The sequence below is a fragment of the Mesomycoplasma ovipneumoniae genome (assembly GCF_038095975.1).
Taxonomy (GTDB): Bacteria; Bacillota_I; Bacilli_A; order Mycoplasmatales; family Metamycoplasmataceae; genus Mesomycoplasma; species Mesomycoplasma ovipneumoniae_C.
Genome location: NZ_CP146003.1, coordinates 756,068 through 775,201, shown reverse-complemented (window position 1 = coordinate 775,201; position 19,134 = coordinate 756,068). Strand labels below are relative to the sequence as shown.

The 19,134-nt window shown below is 26.9% G+C and carries 8 protein-coding genes; 4 read left to right on the top strand and 4 right to left on the bottom strand.

Annotation, left to right across the window (positions count from 1 at the left end):
- Positions 1-115 precede the first annotated feature (115 nt).
- From V3255_RS02680 to V3255_RS02665, 4 genes are all read left to right on the top strand, one after another.
- Entirely contained in the window at positions 116-1,498 is a 1,383-nt protein-coding gene (locus tag V3255_RS02680; RefSeq protein WP_258824901.1) for a DUF2130 domain-containing protein, read from the top strand.
- Positions 1,499-2,703: 1,205 nt separating this feature from the next.
- On the top strand, positions 2,704-8,745 hold the full coding sequence (locus V3255_RS02675; RefSeq protein ID WP_341516233.1) for an SGNH/GDSL hydrolase family protein: 6,042 nt from the start codon (positions 2,704-2,706) through the stop codon (positions 8,743-8,745).
- Positions 8,746-9,063: 318 nt separating this feature from the next.
- Positions 9,064-11,949 (top strand): P97 family adhesin, encoded by a 2,886-nt coding sequence (locus V3255_RS02670; protein WP_341516232.1) that lies wholly within the window; start codon positions 9,064-9,066, stop codon positions 11,947-11,949.
- Positions 11,950-11,971: 22 nt separating this feature from the next.
- The gene (locus V3255_RS02665) at positions 11,972-14,890 is read left to right on the top strand and encodes a P110/LppT family adhesin N-terminal domain (RefSeq protein WP_333503587.1); all 2,919 of its coding nucleotides are present in this window, start codon (positions 11,972-11,974) and stop codon (positions 14,888-14,890) included.
- A gap of 122 nt (positions 14,891-15,012) precedes the next feature.
- On the opposite strand, the gene V3255_RS02660 is transcribed toward V3255_RS02665, so the two are convergent.
- The 4 genes from V3255_RS02660 to V3255_RS02645 form a co-directional block, all read right to left on the bottom strand.
- Positions 15,013-16,131 (bottom strand): IS256 family transposase, encoded by a 1,119-nt coding sequence (locus tag V3255_RS02660; protein WP_333503586.1) that lies wholly within the window; start codon positions 16,129-16,131, stop codon positions 15,013-15,015.
- 280 nt (positions 16,132-16,411) lie between these two features.
- Positions 16,412-17,326: a hypothetical protein gene (locus V3255_RS02655; protein WP_333503585.1), complete on the bottom strand. Its 915-nt coding sequence runs from the start codon at positions 17,324-17,326 to the stop codon at positions 16,412-16,414.
- A gap of 112 nt (positions 17,327-17,438) precedes the next feature.
- Positions 17,439-18,002, bottom strand: coding sequence for a hypothetical protein (locus V3255_RS02650; protein WP_337896401.1), 564 nt, complete (start codon positions 18,000-18,002; stop codon positions 17,439-17,441).
- Positions 18,003-18,470: 468 nt separating this feature from the next.
- Positions 18,471-19,037, bottom strand: a complete 567-nt coding sequence (locus V3255_RS02645; RefSeq protein WP_333503583.1) for a hypothetical protein — start codon at positions 19,035-19,037, stop codon at positions 18,471-18,473.
- Between the last annotated feature and the right edge of the window lie 97 nt (positions 19,038-19,134).

Here is a 19,134-nt window from a genome sequence, read left to right as displayed (position 1 = left end):
TTTAATTTAAGGTCGTTCTTAAATTAACTAAAATTTAATTATACCACATTTTTAATTTTTTTATTCAATTTGTAAAATTTGCCTATTTTTAAATATGTGTTAAAATTAATTTGTTATGGAAATAAAGAAAAACAATGAAATAAAAGTCAAATTAATTAATAAAGAAACACTAACATACCAACTTCTAGAGGATGCCAAAAAAGGTGATTGATTTTCCCTTGTAAGTGAAGTTCAAAATTATATAGACGATCAAACAAAAAAGAAATTAAGTGAATATACTGTCCAAATCCGCAACGATATTTATGCAAATGATCTTGAAATTAAAAAAATAAAAGAGGAAAATAAAAATCTTAGAGAGGAAATTGGAAAATTAAAAGGCCAAAATGATAAGGTAAAAGCAGACTTAAGTTTAAAACATTCGGAAGAAATTACTCAAAAAGAAGTTGCAATTGCTGAAATGGAAGGGACAATTAAACAATTGCAAGAAAAAATTAAAGGTATGGAAGAAAACCAGGATAACATTATTAAGAAAAAGGAAGCAGATCTTTCACTTGCTCAATCTAAAGTAAATGAGCAATTTAAGCAAGATACTGAGAAACAATTGCGAGAACAATTGCGAAAAGAAATAACTGAAGAACAAGAAAAAAGAATTGCTGATGCAAAAACATGATATGAAGACTCCCTTAAGGCAAAAGATACCGAAATAAACGACCTAAATGATGAATTAAATAAATATAAATATAAAAATATTAGTTCAAAACAAATAGGAGAAAATCTTGAAAACTGAATTTTAGAAAGGTATAGAGACGTTTTCCCTTTTGGTAAAGATGACAATGATTCAGTTGTTGTTGAACTAAAAAAAGATACTGTAAATATTAAGGATGAACCAGGAGAAAAAGCAACAAAATCCGACTTTATTTTTACAATTAATGATCAAAGTCGCAATGTTGAAACAAAAATCATTTTAGAAGCAAAATCTGAATCAAAAGAAAAATCTGGAAAACAAAAAAACAAAGATTTTTTCAAAAAAATTGAGGCAGACCGTATAAAGAAAAAAGCTAGTTATGCAATTTTAGTAACAGAACTCGAGCCTGAGAAATATTTTACAATTGATGTTGCCCCTAATTATGAAAAAATTTTCATTTGCCGTCCGCATTTTTATTTAGCACTTTTAATGCTTTTAAAATCAATAATTCTAAAAGAAAATAAATTAGAGATTCAAAGTCAAAGTCTTGAAGAAACAAGTAAAATCATTCAAAAGTTTGATGAATGAAAAGAAAAAACACTAAAAGCATCAATAAACAAAATTAACACTAAAGCAGAAAGAAGTAGATCATTAGCAGAAAGAATTATCAAAGATGCTGGCGAAATTCAAGAGAACCTTAATAAAATTGTCGAAACCTATTTAAATAATTTAACACAAAAAATTGATGCATTTAAAATTACTAAAATAACCGAAAAAATTGACAAAATTAATAAAAATAACCCCAATTTATAATCTAAAAACATATTAGTTAGTATCAATTTTGAATCCATGTAGTTAAAATATTTTTTTTTTTTTTTTATATAGTAATTAAAAAATATGTTATAATGTGTTATACCTATTTCTATAAATACTTTGAAATAGGTATAACATAAATGGGGGTGACTCTGGTTTTGACAATTAAAAAAATTTTTTGGATGCAGTGGTTTGGTAGACCATAATACCATGTAAATCTAAACGCAAAAGATTCAATTAAAGCTAAAGACTATGCAACATTTAATTACGCAATGATGAATACCCAATTAAATTTTGCAACACTTTAATTCATAATAAAACCTATCAGTTTTTTATTTCGATAATATAAATAACATAATATATCTTCCTTAATTCAATATATTAAGTTTTCCCTGTAAATACTAAAATAATTAGTAAATATTTGTTTTTGGTTTTCGAATACATTTTAAAATACAGGACTATTTAACTCCTTTGATTTATTAATTCTTATTCTTTAATTCTTATTCTTTTTATTAACTTATTCTTTAATTCTTATTCTTTTTTATAAATTATTATATTTTTATACCTTTATAATTAGATTTTTTAGTTTAAACTGTCGACTCCACTAAATTATTTTAATTGGATCGGGGTTCGAATCCCCGCACCTCCACCATATGAAAAAACTCCGTTAACCGCGGAGTTTTTTCATATCAAATAATAATTAAAAATATTTGATGAATTAATATATTAATTTCAGACCATTCAAAAAACGATGTGTCAAAATAAAATAATATAAATTAAGGGTTAAAAAACTAAATACATCAAAATTGCTAAATCTAAAGACTTAAAAATCCCAATTTTGCATTTTTTAGACAAATTTAGTCAAATTTAAACGTCTATATGACAATAATTCAATAAGAAATTGACAAAAAAAACTTTGTAAAATGTGCAAAAAATTTGACAAGCCCCGTGGCAAAAACAAATCTTGAGCAAACCAAAAAAAGAAATAGAAATTAAGGATCTTTCTGAAAAAAATTAACAAATTATAAAGAAATAACAGCCCAATTTAAAATAAAATATAGAAAAAAGATAATTATCTGATTTTTTATGTTAATTTAGTGTATAATTTAATTTAATTTTTCTAGTTTGCTCCTTATCTAATTGGACCAATCTAATCGATTTGTATTAAAAAAATCTGGAATAACAAAAAGAAGTGGGGTAAAATGATGAAAAAAAATATCTCCAAACCTGATTTTACTAAGGCATTCAAAATATTTTTAAGTTTTGGCACTTTATCTCTGGCCATTTCTGGAATTACTTTGATTGGAATAAAAAATCGCGATAAAACCGAGCACATCAATATACCAATAACCCATTCAGACCAGCAAACTGAAAAACTTTTAGACGAAATTAACTATTTATCAATAGGTGATTCAATTTCTGCTGGTTTTAATTGAGATTATTCTGTTGACCTCCGCGGAAAAATTGATGAAAACAACAAAATTAATGGACTTTCATATCCAGCTTTTTTTGCCAGTTTCATTCAAAAAATAAAACCAAATGCACTTAAATCCTTTGATAATTTAGCGCTTTCTTGAACAACAATTAGCGATTGACTTTACTTACTTAATCCCGAAAATCAATTCTATAAACATTCAGATAAGACGCATTTTAATTTTAATTATCATTTAGACAAAAAATTAGACTCACCATATGGACAGCAGATTCGTGAAGTTTTTGGTGATTTTAATTCAAATAGCTATCCAAAATTATATAAAAAAATCAAAGATTCTAATTTGCTGACTCTTTCATTAGGTGCAAATGATTTAATGGAATCCATTGATTTTCGCACAATTGCTAAGCCGATGCAAAAACTTGCTTCAAAAGGTGAGGCAAATTTTGAATTTGCTCAAAATATTGAAATTGCAAACCAAAAAATTTATAGAAATTTACAATTACTAATTCAACGTTTGCGAGAAATCAATCCTGATTTACAAATAGTTTTAGTTGGCTATAATTCTTTATCTTCAAAAATCATTAAATTTTTTGAAAAAATGCTCACTAACGAAATTGGTGTTCCGGAAAATTATGCTGATTCAGTAATAAAACGTTTGAATTCAACAATCAAAAAAGCCGCAAAAAACCAAAAAGTAAATTATGTTGATTTATACAATGAATCAATTTGACAAAATAAAACCTCTGAATTCAGCACAAATGACCTAGATATACACCCATCAACTAAGGGTTATAAAAAAATGGCCCAGGATTTGTTGTTTAAATTAGCTTTTGAACAAAACCTAGAATTCAAAAAAGAAGCAAATACTAAATTAAACTGAGATGAAAATTATGTCCAAAAAGACGCTAATTATTACCGTCGAATTCTAAATTTAGGTCAAAATTCAGAAATTTTGAGGGCTTTAACGGTCGACAATTCACCTGAAAAATTTATTTCAGAAAATTCTGAAATTGAAGAGTTAACCACTCAAAAAGTTAAAAAACCTCAGGACTCGCCGATAGAAAATTTTGTAAACGTTATACTAAATAATAATTTTGGCGCATTTTTAAGCCGTTTTATGCAGTTAGCCGTTCAAAATAATTCAAGCGTGCAAAAAATCTTAACTGATTTTTGGCAAGAAAACCAAAAATCAGGCGCTTCTTTTTCCGAAATTTTGCAAAAAATTTACTCAAGTGGCTTTTTTAGCAAAATTATTAACCGTTTTCAGACTTATGTTCAAGATGTAATTGACAAGAAAAACTGAGAAAAAGCAACAATTTCTGGCCTTGTTAATTATATTTTTGCTGATTTTGACGAAAAACAAGTAATTGATGTTTTAAATACTGTTGTAACTTCTGAATTTGCCGATAAAAATCCTGAAAAAATTAAAGAATTAATTTTTTCATCCATTTTTGGCCAAACAATAGTCCAAGATTTGCTAATAAATAACATTATCAAAATTGACCTTAAAAATAAAGAAGACTTAAAAGTTGTCTTTACTTTTGACTCAATAAGAAAATTATTTTCTAAAATAATTACTGACTACCATAATCGATCAAGCGAATATAAAAATTCACAGAATTTTCACGAAATAATTCGCACTTATTTAGAAAATCCTGAAAATGACAATGATAATGTTATTTTTATTCGCAATTTTATCTCTGAAACACTAAAACATCATGGATCTGTTAAATTATTAGTGTCAATTATTAACGATAATTTTGAGTTTAATTTGAACGAGGCAGATCAGAGTGCGATTGTTAATCTTTTAGTTTCAATTGCCGATGTTGTTGTTCGCACTAATGTTTGGGCTAAACTAAATGATCAAGCAGCAAAAAATTTCTTAGGTGTAATTAAAGGAATCAAAACTACTGATATCGCTGAAAATATTGCCTCAATTTTTTCAGAGCAAATTTATACAAATTATTCATCTTTTTTTAAAGATTCCAAAAATTTACTTGATTTATTTCACGAACTACTAAGTTTTGATTTGAGTAAAAACCAAATTGATTCACTAAAAAAATTACTCACTAAATTCTACCCAGTTTTAACAAAATTTGACATAACTAATTTTATTGATGATTCAAACCCTAATTTTGTCAGTTTTTCATTCTTTTTAGATTCGGCTAAAGATTTTTTGTCTTCAAATTCATTTAAACCACTGGCTGACATTGTAAATCAAGCCATTGATGATTTTTTAGTAAATAAAAGCATATATCAGCAAATTGACAACTTAAATCGTTTTGGTTTTCAGTTTTTAGCTAATAATTTGCCAAAACTTGAGGAAAATATTTACGAATTTATCGCCAAAAATGTAGAAAATGGCGAATTTTTAACCAATCTTAGTAGTTTAATTTCAAATTCATTAAGCTCACAAGGATTAAATGAAAAATCAATCGAGACTTTTACATCAATAATTAAACTAATTTTTCAAGATTTTCGAGATAAATATCTACTTTGAAAAGAAGACAATACAAGCCCAACTGATAATTTAATTTTTACCTTTGTAAAGGCAGCCTTAGACAATTTTAAAGCTTTTACTAAAGAAAATTTTGACGAATATAATTCAGCAAAATTGCGTTTTGAAGAGGTCCAAAAACAACAAAAAGCAATTGAAATTGCACAATATTCTCACAAAATGGCTTCACTTGATGAAACATTATCCTTTCAAAATTTTTCATCATACTTTTTAAATAATTTTTTTAGTCAAGAAACAATTTACAAACTTTTAAAAAATCTTGCAAGTCTTGATTTTAAAACTAAAATCCCAGATGGCAATTTAGTTTCATTTTTCAAAAATCTTTTTGGACAATCATTTTTACACAAACAACTTCTTGAAAAATTAAACCAAAATAGTTTTTTTAGCAAGCCTAAAATCCAAAATTCGCTTTTAAGCATTTTAACAAACTTTTTTGAATCAGAGCAAGTTGACAAATTACTTTCTGAACTTATTAAGTACTTTTTTGACGAAAAGAAATTTGTATTATACCCAAACTTTAATTCACTAGTTGAAAATTTTATCAAAGAAAACACTTCGCTAATTGAGGAGGTTTTTAGACTTTTTTTAGGAGATTCTTCAACTTGAAATTCAATTTCTGAATTTTTAAAAATAATTTTGCAAGAGTACAACTTAAAATTGTCAGATAATTCAGTTCAGACAATTTTAGATTTAGTTCGTGATATTTTTTCAAAATTGAAAGATTCAACTTTAGATTTTAATGATCAAACAAAAACTCATTCGCCATTAATAATAAAAGCATTAATTTCAATCATATTTGATGCAATTTCGGGTAATTCTACCCCTAAAAAACCGGTTCTTGAAACTTTATTTGACAGCTTTAGTGTCGATATTGCAAATAATTATTATTCAACAGAGCAAACAAATACTTTAGATAATAGAGAAAATCAAGGGAAAATTACACAAGATAGTATTTCAACTTTGATTTCTGAAATTATTAGTAGCACCCCAATTTCTGAACAAATTCGTGCTGGTCTAAAAAATGTTCCGAAAGACTATCTTGACAATATTCTTCCAATTTTTGATTGATTTTTAAAATCACCAGAACTAAAAGATTTATTTAATTCCTACTTTAAAATAGTTGCAAAAGCAAAAATCCAAAAACCTTTAGATAATTTTTCACTTATTAAAACATTATTTGAAAAACAATATTTTAATAAAATTATTGGTGATTTTATTGTTAAATTAGATGAAAAAAATGACACTTTAATTGATAATTTTGGTGAACTAGCGGGAAAAATATTTGAAACTAAATTCGAAAAAACTGAATTCCAGCCACTTTTTAAATTAGTCAAGGAAATAATACAGAACAACATTGATAATTTTTACAAGAATGAAATTGATCCAAAGCAACTTTTGATTCCCGAAGCAACCACCGTTAATGTAAGTCAGGATTTTTCTGAAGAACTAGCAAAAACTCAACTTTTTAGTGATACAGAACCTAATGTTGCCCAAAATTCTACATCACCAACAGCTTCTAGCGAAATAATCTCGCCCAAATCCGAGCCAAATTATACAAAAGATAATGCATTACTTACAAAGTTTATTTCAATTTTAGGCAAGTTCACTAGCGGTGATTTTTCAGCTTCAGATTTAAATTTGCTTTTAGAATCTGAAATTGCAAACGAAGAATTTATTGTTGAACTTATTAAACAAGTTGCATCAGTTTATAATAAAATTCAAGACTCTGAAAAAAATGATCTTTGAAAAGTTATAACTAAAATTTTCCAATCTAAGTTTTTTAAAGATAAAATTAATTCCTTAGCTATTGGTGATGTAAGTAGTTTTTCATTGTTTAGCAATTTGTCAGAAGAAAAAAGACAGGAAATTGAGCCATTACTCAAAGAATTGTTGTTGGAATTTTTACCAGATTCTGCAAACAAAGCTTTAATTTTTAGACTTTTGAGCTATATAAATAAAAATCCAATGGTTTTTAAAGGTGTAAAAACTTTCTCTTCACTTTTGGCTAATTTTTTAAATGATAAACCATCAACCCAAAACAACCAAAGTCAGGACCAATCTGAAGTACAAAATAATAGTGAGTTTTTAAAATCATATTTATGATACGTGGTACATTTTTTAGTAAAAAATGATAAATTTTCTAATTTAGTGATTGACGTAATTGCTTCATATTTAAAGCTAAATTTAGATAATAAGGATTATTCTGGTTTTACAATTGAAAATCCAAGAGAAACGCTAAAAAAATTTTTAAGAGAATTTATTGGTTTAGGTCTTGAAAATCCCCTTATTTCTGGCATTCTGGATCAAATTGTTGATGAAATTAAAAAATCAGATACTAGCCAACAAGCAAAAAGTTTTTTTGAAACCTTATTTAATAAATTAGACCTTTCAAAAGTTCTCAATCTTGATTTAGTTGTCAAAATTGAACCAAAAATTGGCGATTCTACCCAAGAAACTTCGCAGACAGAAACCCAAAACTTGATAAATGAGACAAATTTATCAATAAATACACCAAAAGGTCAAAAAATATCGACACAGTTGTTTGCCGAGTTTTTTGATACACTTTTCCTCACATCACCAAAATGAGATTCTGCAAATAAAAATAATAACTCTCCAATTCTAAATGAATTAAATACAATAAAATACACCGGAATTTCATTAAAGGAAGTTTTTGGATCTGGCGGAAATGGTGGGTCAGGCGGAAATGGTGGATCTGGTGGGTCAGGTGGAAATAATGGATCCGGGGGAAAAGATTCTCAATTAGACGCAATTTCTAAGTTATTTCACAAAATATGGTATTCTGAAAGCGCAAAGACAAAAATATCAATTCAAAATTTTAAGAGCACTCCAAAAGGAAGATTTCTTTATAGATTAGTCCTAATCCTTCTTTTTTATACATACGAATCAAGAATTTCTCAGCAATGATCTTGAGTTCGATCCTCAGCATTTTACGGTGGTTTTTTGTCTTCCTATACTGCATCTGAAGTAATCCGTGCATCACTACAAAGTGGTGAACAATCTAATAAAAACAATACAAAAGATACCGATTATAAAAATTTCATCGATAATATAATAGGTAATCCTGTTGAATCCAAAAGTTGATTAGGTGGAACAAATTGGTATACAACTTCGAACGTAAAATTAAATGATATGCTAACAATGATTTATTATAATTTAGAAGGTAATCGATTTTTTAAAGATACCGGCCAACCTAAATTAAGAGACCAAGTTTTACAACAAATTCATGACGGAACTTATCCTGAAAATTATGAAAATCCAACTAGAACAAGATAAGTTTTGTTTGATTTATAGTTAATTTTGTGTAATAAGTAATTCATTTTTTAGTTAATTCTGGATGAATTCGTCCTTTAAAACTTATTTTATAATTATCGTATAAAAATCAAGATCCCTAATTAATCAAGACTTTTGTTGGTTAGTGTTTTGCACTTTTAAGGACTTTGCTCACAAATTCTTTCCTATGATAAAAGTAATTATTTTAAAAATTTAAAAAAATTTTATTACAAAAAAGTTTCTTTATTCACTTATTTTGGGAATTTCTTTCCTTTTTTTTTTTTTTTGTTAAAATTTTTTATAGAATAAATAGGAGGAAAGGTGACGAAAAGTACAATCACTAAAAAACTACTAACTAAAAAAAATATTTTTCTTTTAGGGCTAAGCACTATTGCTGGTGGAGCAATTATTGCCGTTCCGCTAGTTGTTTTTGCAAATTTAGAACTAAAAAACCCACGAATTGATGTGCAAAACCAAGCAAAATCAATTTCTTTCATTAGTATAAAGGATAAATATTTAAATGCTAATTCAGACTATTTAGATCTAAAAAAGAAACTTTTGAACGACGATAACACCAAAAAAACTGACATTGATTTAACAGATTTTTTTGATTTTTACCAGACAAATAACTCTAGCATTCCCGTTAATTTTTCAACCGATCATAATTGAAAACCTTTCAAACTAGAAATTTTTGATATCAAACCTGATGATAATGAGCAAACATTTGAAGTTTTTTGGCGAGTTTCACAAAAATTAGATGATAATAAAACAGCAATTTCTGACTTATTTAAACAAAAAGTTGCTTATAATTATGTTCCAGATTATTCACTTTCTAATTTTTCAACTTACTCAGAAGACCAGCTCAAGAAATTAAGACCTTACACAGATAGTGAGGTTAATTTTTCATTTAAAAAAGAATTAACAAGGCTAATTTCAGTTGAAGATTTCCAAAAAGAAGTTAATACCGCAAAAAATGAGAATGAAGCTAGAGAAATTATTAGTAAATATTTTAACCTTGATGAGACAATTTCGCAAATTTTTAGCAATAAAAGCTTTTACTTTGAGTCTGAAAGTGGTATTCAAAAACCTCGCTATGATATAAATTTGGTAAAAGATCAAATTATAACTGATCGATATTTAGTAAAAACAGCAACTCCTGGGGTTTATAAATTAACCTTTGTTGCCCAGTTTTCTTCTGATTTTTCAAAGGAAATTGCCGCTGATATTAATAAGAATTCCAAATTTTTCCTTACAACTCAGCTCAATTTAAGTAATTCTTTCCTTGATAATTCAATTAGTGATGACATTGTTTTAAGCGAATTTTCTGATAGTGATTATTTTGCAATAGATAATTTTAGTCAAAATAATTCAACTTTAATTACAGGGTGAGATTTTCTAAATTATTATAATAATGAAATTTTTGCAACCAAAGAAAATCGCGCCGATTTTCTTAATTCACTTATTGAAAAAATGGTAAAAACACCACTAATATCAAAAATTAGATTCGAAAATAAACTAGCAAATTTAGATTTTAACCAAATTTCAAAATTTTTAGATGTTCAAATAAAATTAGATACTGAACAAGTTAATTTAGATTTTAAAGATAACAATGTTGTAGCCCAAATTAATGGTGATATTGTTATAAAAGATAAAAGAAATGATAAAATTGTTGCTACAAAAAGATTTTCTCAAAGTATTAAAAATTTTGAAATATTAGCTCAAAATGACCCTGATTTTGCAGCATTAGTTGACAAAAGCGGTTTGGTTATTGAACCAAAAACCCAAGTGCCAACAAATCCAATAGGAATTCCAAAAGACGAATTATTAGCGCTAATTGAGTCAAATAATTTCGATAAATTAAAGAAAGTTCTTCAAAATTCTCGTTATTATGGTTTTAGATTTGACGAAACTCAACTAAAATCAATGATTGATAGTTATAATTTACCAACTGTTGAAGATTTAATTAAGAACTCAAATGTCGATGATGCAGCCTCTAAAGGGATAACATCAATTTATTCTAATTACTTTAATAGTGATGAGAAAATTTCACAATTTTTGTCATTTTTATCAAAACAAGACGTTAGTTTTGTTGCAAAATATTGGTTTGATTATCTTAAACATTTTGGATTAATAGAATCTGGATCAAACTGGCCGGAAAATTCTAATACTAATGAATTATTTAAAAAATTAAGTGAAATTAAAATTAAGCCTACAAAACAACCGCGTGGTCAAATTGATGAAGAAGGTGAGCTAAAAGTTTGACTTTTTTCATTTAACTATGGCTTTTTAGATTTAAATAAACCTCTTGAAAATGGCTTTTATATTAGTGATGAGCTTGAAAATACGCTTAATTTGATGAAAACAAATTCATCTTTTAGTCCTGAATATTTTATAAAACAGATCGAATTACAATCAAATCAAAGCACTCAACCTAATTTTTCAAGCACAGATGGTAAAAATAATATTGAAAATCTTACCGATTTTCTTGCAGCTTTTTATTCATTAGCTTATTCAAAACAAAAGAGTCAAAAACTTTTTACTGGTAATTTTGGTAAAGATTTTAATTATAAAATTCAATTTAGTCTGGAGCCTAATTTAGCAAATGTTGATGCTTTAGAAAAATCAAATGACCAAAATTTAAAAGTAAAATATTGATACAATATTGGTCCAGTTGATAAAAATGGTGATCTAGTTAGCGTTATTTATCAAACAAAAAAATCAGAAATTGAACTAAAAATCAATTCTGAGAATAAACTTTTAAGCGACCAAGTTGATAAATTAGATGAAATTGCCTCAACTTTTTCACCAAATTCACAAATAGTTTTCTTAACTAAAGAAGATTTTGAGATTGTTAAAACTCAAATCAATCTCGCTATCTCAAAATCAAAGGAAAACGAGCCAGTATCTGTTGATAAAGAAGTAGAAAAACTACCTTTTACTAGTTATTTAACCTTTGAACACAAAGATATAGATTTAGGCTTTTATGTAATAAAAAAACCAAAACAGACTGAAACAGACACAACAGCAACACAAACTACTACCGACACTGATATTACCGGTGTACTTGAGAAAATTCCTAACACTGGAAACCGGATTCAACATAATTTATTTTTATACCTTTATGATAAAAATAATCCTAAAAATTTCTCAAGTCAACCTATCCGCGTTATTATCATGGAGCATACAACTTCTCTATTGTTAAAATAGGAAAATTATAAAGGAAATTATCATGAAAAAGATTAAATTAAATCATATAATTTTTGCAATTATTGGAGTTAGCGCGGTCGTTAGTGTTTCTGCCAGTGTTCCGTATCTAATCTCCTTACAGTCAAAAAATTATAATTCAAAATTATCGGAATTTGACGAGAAATTAGCTAATGCTACAAATCTAAATGTTAATTCAGAATTTAACACGACCGAATTTGACAGCCTAGTTGCTAATTTAAAACTTAAGTCAAAATTTGCTAAAAAATTAAGTGCTTCTGATGCACTAAATTTGCATTTTGATAAGGCATACAATTTTGACTTAAATAATGCAATTGACTTTAGTGAAATTAGTCAAAAATATCCAGGCCTAAATTTCAGATTGGTTGTTCCTAGAAGTCAATCAGAAGTAAAAATTGAGTCAAATAAAATAAAAAATCTTGCTGTTAATATTTCAAATTCAAGTAAAAGCATAAATTATACAGCAAGTTTTGACTTAGATTTTTCAGATCATGATAAAACCTTGAATTTTTCAGCCCAAAATTTGAGTGCATCAATTAGTCTTCTAAATCAAGATTTTTTAGAAGGAAAAACCGCAACTGAAATTGCTATTTTGTTTTATAATGAATTTAAGGAAAATTTTAAAGAACTAAAAAATTCAAGTTCAGCATTATTTGCAACATTTTCTAAATTTGGCGGAATTTCCTTTAGTATAAATTCTGAACCGGTTTTTGTTTTTCCTTCCAATTTTGAAATAAAACCTGATTTACAAGATGAAAAATTAATGTTCACAAATATTGACGATGTTAATAATAAAATTGATTTAGCATTAACTTTATTTGATAAAAAAACACAAAAAAGTAGCAAATTAACACTTAACTTTGTTGATGTCCCTAAAAAGAATGACCAAAAAAAATCTTCTGAATTTTTAAAAATTTTTAAGAAAAATTATAAATTTAACTCAACTATTTCGAAACATTTAGCACAAAACAATCTTAGCGTAGCAGAATATTTTACTCAAAATCCTCAAAGTTTAAATCTTGAGCAGTTTAGTTCTTGATTTACTTCAAATTCAAGTTCAAGTTCAACTGAAAATGCAAGTGAAAACGATAAATTTCTAGAAGAAATTAAAGATTTAATACCTAATTTTAGCCCAAAAAGTGTCACTTTTTCAGTAAAAGAAAACAAAAATGATCCTAAAAATTCTAATATTGTCAATGTTGGACTAAATATTGAAGGTAATTTTAGTGATGGAACCTTGCTTCCTTTAGGTCTAAAACTTGGCGAAGATAACACTTATACTTTCAATTTTGAACTAGAATTTGATACAAACGAAGAAATTTATGGTGCACATTTTATAAATGCAATTGAGAGTTTTGACAAACAAGGATCAGAAAATATTGACAATTTAAGCTTTGAAATCAAGAAAGACTTGCCAATTACAGTTTTTGCTTCGACAATTGATGATAAAATCCAACCTTTTTTAAATAAACCTTACGATATAAAAAATATAACAACCCAACTAGCCCCTTTTTTCGAGGCTCTTAATTTTTTTGCAACAAAAAGTAATAAAGTTAATCAAACTCCAATAACTTCAAGCACTGATGACACTGCTGATCAGACCACTGAAGGTTCAGTTACTTCTACGGCTGTTCCTGCAAATGTTAGCGCTTTAGCGACCTTATTCCAAGAAACATCAGAATCAAGTTCGACTCCCTCGAGCACAGATTCAACTCCTACAGCTCCAGAATCAGCTCCTTCGCCAAGTCCAGATACAGCTCCAACTCCTAATACAACTACTTCTCCAAGTCAACAATCTTTATTAGGTGATTACCTAAGAAAACTTTTTGAAAACCTAGAAAAATTCGATTTTCCTGAAGGTACTTCTGTCTCTATTTCTGCAAATCATCAAGATGAGACTTATGAAATAAATCTTAAAATTAAAACCCCTAATGGAATTGAAAGAAATTTAACAGTTGAAATTGATGATGTAAATCAAGATAATAAACTTTATAAATCTTTCTCTGATAGCGTAAAAACACACCTATTTTTAGATTGAAAAACTAATGTTGAAACAGAAGAGGAATCTTTAGAAGATGGTCAAAAACAGCAAGTTGTAAAATCAATTTCAGCCGTTAATAATCCAAATTTTAGATTTAAAATAAATCCGGCTCCTTCAGATAAATCAAAAGAAAAAGTTCATATTAATGAACAAGAACAAGGTATTTATCTAGCTGAAGGCGGGATTTCCTTGGACAAAGCTGCAAACAGCAACACCGATCTAAAATTAGAAGAGGGTACTTCTTTCCTTTATGCTTTTAAACCAAGTAAAATGCCCAAGACAGATTTTCTCCAATATTTTTTACTAAAAACAGGTGAACAAGCAAATGATTTTAACTTAGTTATTGAAAAAAATCGCTTTTTGGACGATGTTTTTGAAATTGGCGCTGATTTTGTCCCTAAACCGCCGTCTAAAGCTTTTAATCTCAATAAAGAGGGATTTCAAACAACATATAATGGTACAATTATAGTTCACACTGATGAACGTATGAATATTGGAGTGGCATACCAACCAGAAAATCCTCACTCAGATTTTCAAGATTTTCTTAATAATTCTGAATCCACTATTATTTTAGGCGTGGATGTTCAAAAAAAAGATGGCAAATCCATTATTAACATGAAATTTTATTCTACTGAATCTGATGATGCTAAAAAACCGAGATTTACCTGAAGTCGCGAAATACCAACTGGTGCAAAGATGAATTTTGAAAAAGGTTTTACTTTTGGAACCACAAAATCAAAAATCCAAGAAGCTATAGACAAACTACCACTTCCAAGATCTGAAACCGGTATCACCTTTAAAGGTTTTGTTTTATTTAACACACCTCAAACTGAAGAAGAATATAATAAACTTTTTGAAAAATTTAGATCTGAATATGTCTAATCACAAATTTTAATCATAAAAAAGCCTCGTAAAAACGAGGTTTTTTTATGATTAAGCAACAAAATTTAGGGAGTATTCATAATTTTGTGTTTCAAATTTTTATGGATTTTTCAAATAGAAATCTAATTTAATTTTACATTATTTAATCGATTAGGGAAAGTAATTTCTAATTGTTTTTTAATTATGTCTCAATTTCCTACCTGTTTTTGTCATTTTTTAGATACGTTTTGGAGCGTTAAATAAGTTATTTTTGAAAGGGAATCAACACTTTGAATTTCGCCATTTGTTTCTGTATTTTGCTTAATTAATTTAATCACTGATTTAATTGGATTTGTCGTATAAATTGATTGCCTTAATTCGTTTGGATATTTAAAAAATGTCGTTAATTCAGCGAAATATTCATGCCAAGACTTGATAATTGAAGGATATTTTTGGCCTCATTTTTTCGCAAATTCATCAAGATTTTGCATTGCAGATTCTTGATTAATGGCTTGATAAATACTTCTCATATCAGAGGCAAAGTCTTTTTTGTCCTTGTAAGAAACTTTTAAAAGCGAGTTTCTAACTTGCTGAACAACACATTTTTGAATATCTGTTTGCGGGAAAACCGCTTTAATTGCTTGACTAATTCCGCTTAGATTATCGCAAGGAATTATTAGAACATCTTCCAGCCCGCGAGCTTTTAGTTCGCTAAAAACATCAAGTCAATTATTTGCTGATTCGCTATTTTTAATCCAAAATCCTAGTGCTTTTTTATAGCCCTGCCAATCAATTGCAAGAATAACATAAACTGATTTTTTGACAAAAACACCGTTTTCTTTAACATCAAAAAACATCCCATCGATGTACAAAATTGGATAGAAATTCTCAATTTTTTGCGATTTTCACTTTTCAATTTCAGGTAATACTTTGTCAATAACTGAGGAAATTCAAGCGATACTTACTTCTTTTTCATAGATAATTTTTATTGCGTTAGCAATATTTTGATATGGTAACCCTGATGCAAAAAGCGAAATTACTTGCTCTTCGATATGACCTAAATTTTTGCTTTGGCTGCTTTTTTCATAGTCTAAATGTTGGTTTAATTCTACCTTTGATAGTTCCTGAGCAAAAGCTTCAAATATAACCGAAATTTTGTTGCGAGAATCTTCTTTTTTGTATTCTTCAGAATCAACGTATTTTTTAGCAAATTTTTCAATTTCTAACTCAAATGGGGATAATTGTTTTTGCTTTTTTTTCATATTTTAGTCCCTTATGATAAATTTTATCAAAACAGATTTACCTTAAAACACAAAATATTTAATATTCCCAATTTTTCGATAAATCAGATAATTATAGAGAAAATTCGATTATTAATTTATTTATTATACATTATTTATGGTTATTTTTTTAACTTTTTTAGCGTTTCTAGCTTACTTTTTTACTTTTTTTGAATTGTCCAAGAATTATTTTGAAAGATAAAATGGATCTAAACTAGAAATAATAAAAAATGACTGATTTATCGCCTTGTTTTCAGAATCATTAGCTCATACTTTTAAAAATGGCATCATAGCCCAAAGGTTTTATAAAATATACAGTTGCTAAAAAAGCAAGTTGAACAATATGGGGAAAAGAAGAAATCAATAAAAATCTTTTAAATTCAAGATCAACTATTATAGTGGCTCTAAAAAATTCAATGCCTAATCAAAATATGAATAAAAGTAAACCATAATCAATGACAAAGTATATAAAATGGATAAAAAGAAAAACTTTTCAGTATTTTTCATCAATTTTTAATGTTTGATGTTGACTATTAAATAAAAAAACTTGCAAAACTATTTGGGCATAATATCTAGAAAAAATTCTACCAGGAATAAATATGTTAACTCTACTTTCAAATGTTGCCAGAATATTTTTTATAATTTTGTTAGGATCATTTTTATCAGTTTTACTTACCCCAGATCTAAAGTAAGTTACACGCCCTACAGCAAAATTATAATATTTATTATAATCAAGGTTAGTTAAAAAATCAAATTTATTTTGCGGATTTAGACTGCCTAATTTTTGTTTTACTTTTTTGGCTAAATAAAAATGGAATACTTTTTGCAAAAATCCACAAAAATACGAATATGGAATATAAAAAATTAAATAAGTGCTTATTTCAAAAGCGAGTGTAATCAAATAATTATTAAAAATTTTAAGATATGGTTCTCTTAGAAAATCAATATTAGGACTTAAAATTAATGCTAAAACAACTACAAAAAAAGGAAGCGAAAAACTTATCAAGTAAAGCAGTACAAGTAAAAAATAATGCTTTTTTTGCTTATTAGGATTAAATTTAAAAACTAAAAAAGAAAAAAGTCTAAAATACAAAGCGTTAGTCAAAAACGGCATTTTTGAAAATTTTTTTGGTATTTTAAGATTTAGAAATTTTTCAACTGTTGATCAAAAGTTCATTTTAAATTTCCTTAAATAAAGTAGGCTAATTTATATAAAAAGTCTAAAAACTATATTGATTTACTTATAATTTGCCTTTTTTAAGTTGCTTAAAACTCAATTAAAGTAATTTTTAGCTTTCAAATAGTCAATATGTTACTCACGTCTTTGGATGATAAATAAGTCTAGGAATAAAACTATAACCTATCGCAGGAAACATTAATGGTATAATAAAAATAGCATTACTTTCAAAAAGTCCTTTATAAAGATCCTCAGTATTTGACTTGCTTCAAAGAGCATGTCCAAAAAACGCTCATATAGAGGCTCATGAAAATATGAAATGTAGTGTTGTAAAAATAAAATAGATTATTAAAAAATATTTTCATTTTTTTTGATTGATTTTTAATTCTGAATTTTCAGAATTAAACAAAAAAATTTGCAAGATTATATGAGAATAATATCTGGCTACATAGCCTTGAAATCAGTCATGAGTGTGTATTGACTTAATAATATTTTCAACATTTTGATCAGGATTATATCAATTTATCTGTTCAAAATAAGGTGAATAAAGTTTTCTTTGACACGCAAATTTATAATATTTATCATAATCAAAGTTAGTCAAAAAAGCGAATTTATTTTCTGGATTTAGTTGGCCTAATTTTTGTTTTACTTTTTTTGTTAAATAAAAGCTGAACATTTTTTGTAAAAAACTACAAACATATGAATATGGGAAATAAAAAATTAAGTAAGTAATTATTTCAAACAAATGTGCTAAAAAATACGTGTTGAAAATTTTCAAATAAAAAGATCTTAAAAAATAACCATTATCACTTACACTTAGTGCTAAAACAAGCACAAAAAAGGGAAACGGGTAAGTTATTAGGCAAAGCAAAACAAGAAAAAAATAATGTCTTCTTTGCTTGTTAGGGTTCAACCGAAAAACTAAATAATAAAAAAGCCAAGAATACAGAAGATTAGATAAAAACGGGATTTTCGAAAATTTTTTTGGTATTTTAAGATTTAGAAATTTTTCAACTGTTGATCAAAAATGCATTTTAAATTTCCTTGAATAAAATAGGCTAATTTATGAAAAAATCTAAAAACTATATTGATTTACTTATAATTTGCCTTTTTTAAGTTGCTTAAAATTCGATTAAAGTAATTTTTAACTTTCAAATAGTCAATATGTTACTCACGTCTTTGGATAATAAAAAAGTCTAGGAATAAAAACATAACCCATCCCAAAAAACATTAATGGCATAACAAAAACGACAGTACTTTCAAAAAGTTCTTTATAAAAATCCTCAGTATTTGACTCTCTTCAAGTAACATATCCAAAAAACAGTCATATAGAGTATCATGAAAATATAAAATGTATTGTTGTAAAAATGAAATAGATTATTAAAAAATATTTTCAGTTTTTTTTATTGATTTTTAATTCTGAATTTTCAGAATTAAACAAAAAAATTTGCAAGATTATATGAGAATAATATCTGGCTACATAGCCTTCGCGGTATCATCCATAATTATTTATTGACTTAATAATATTTTCAACATTTTGATCAGGATTATATCAATTTATCTGTTCAAAATAAGGTGAATAAAGTTTTCTTTGACATGCAAATTTATAATATTTATCATAATCAAAGTTAGTTAAAAAATCGAATTTATTTTCTGGATTTAGTCCGCCTAATTTTTGTTTGACTTTTTTTGTTAAATAAAAGCTGAACATTTTTTGTAAAAAACTACAAACATATGAATATGGGAAATAAAAAATTAAGTAAGTAATTATTTCAAACAAATGTGCTAAAAAATACGTGTTGAAAATT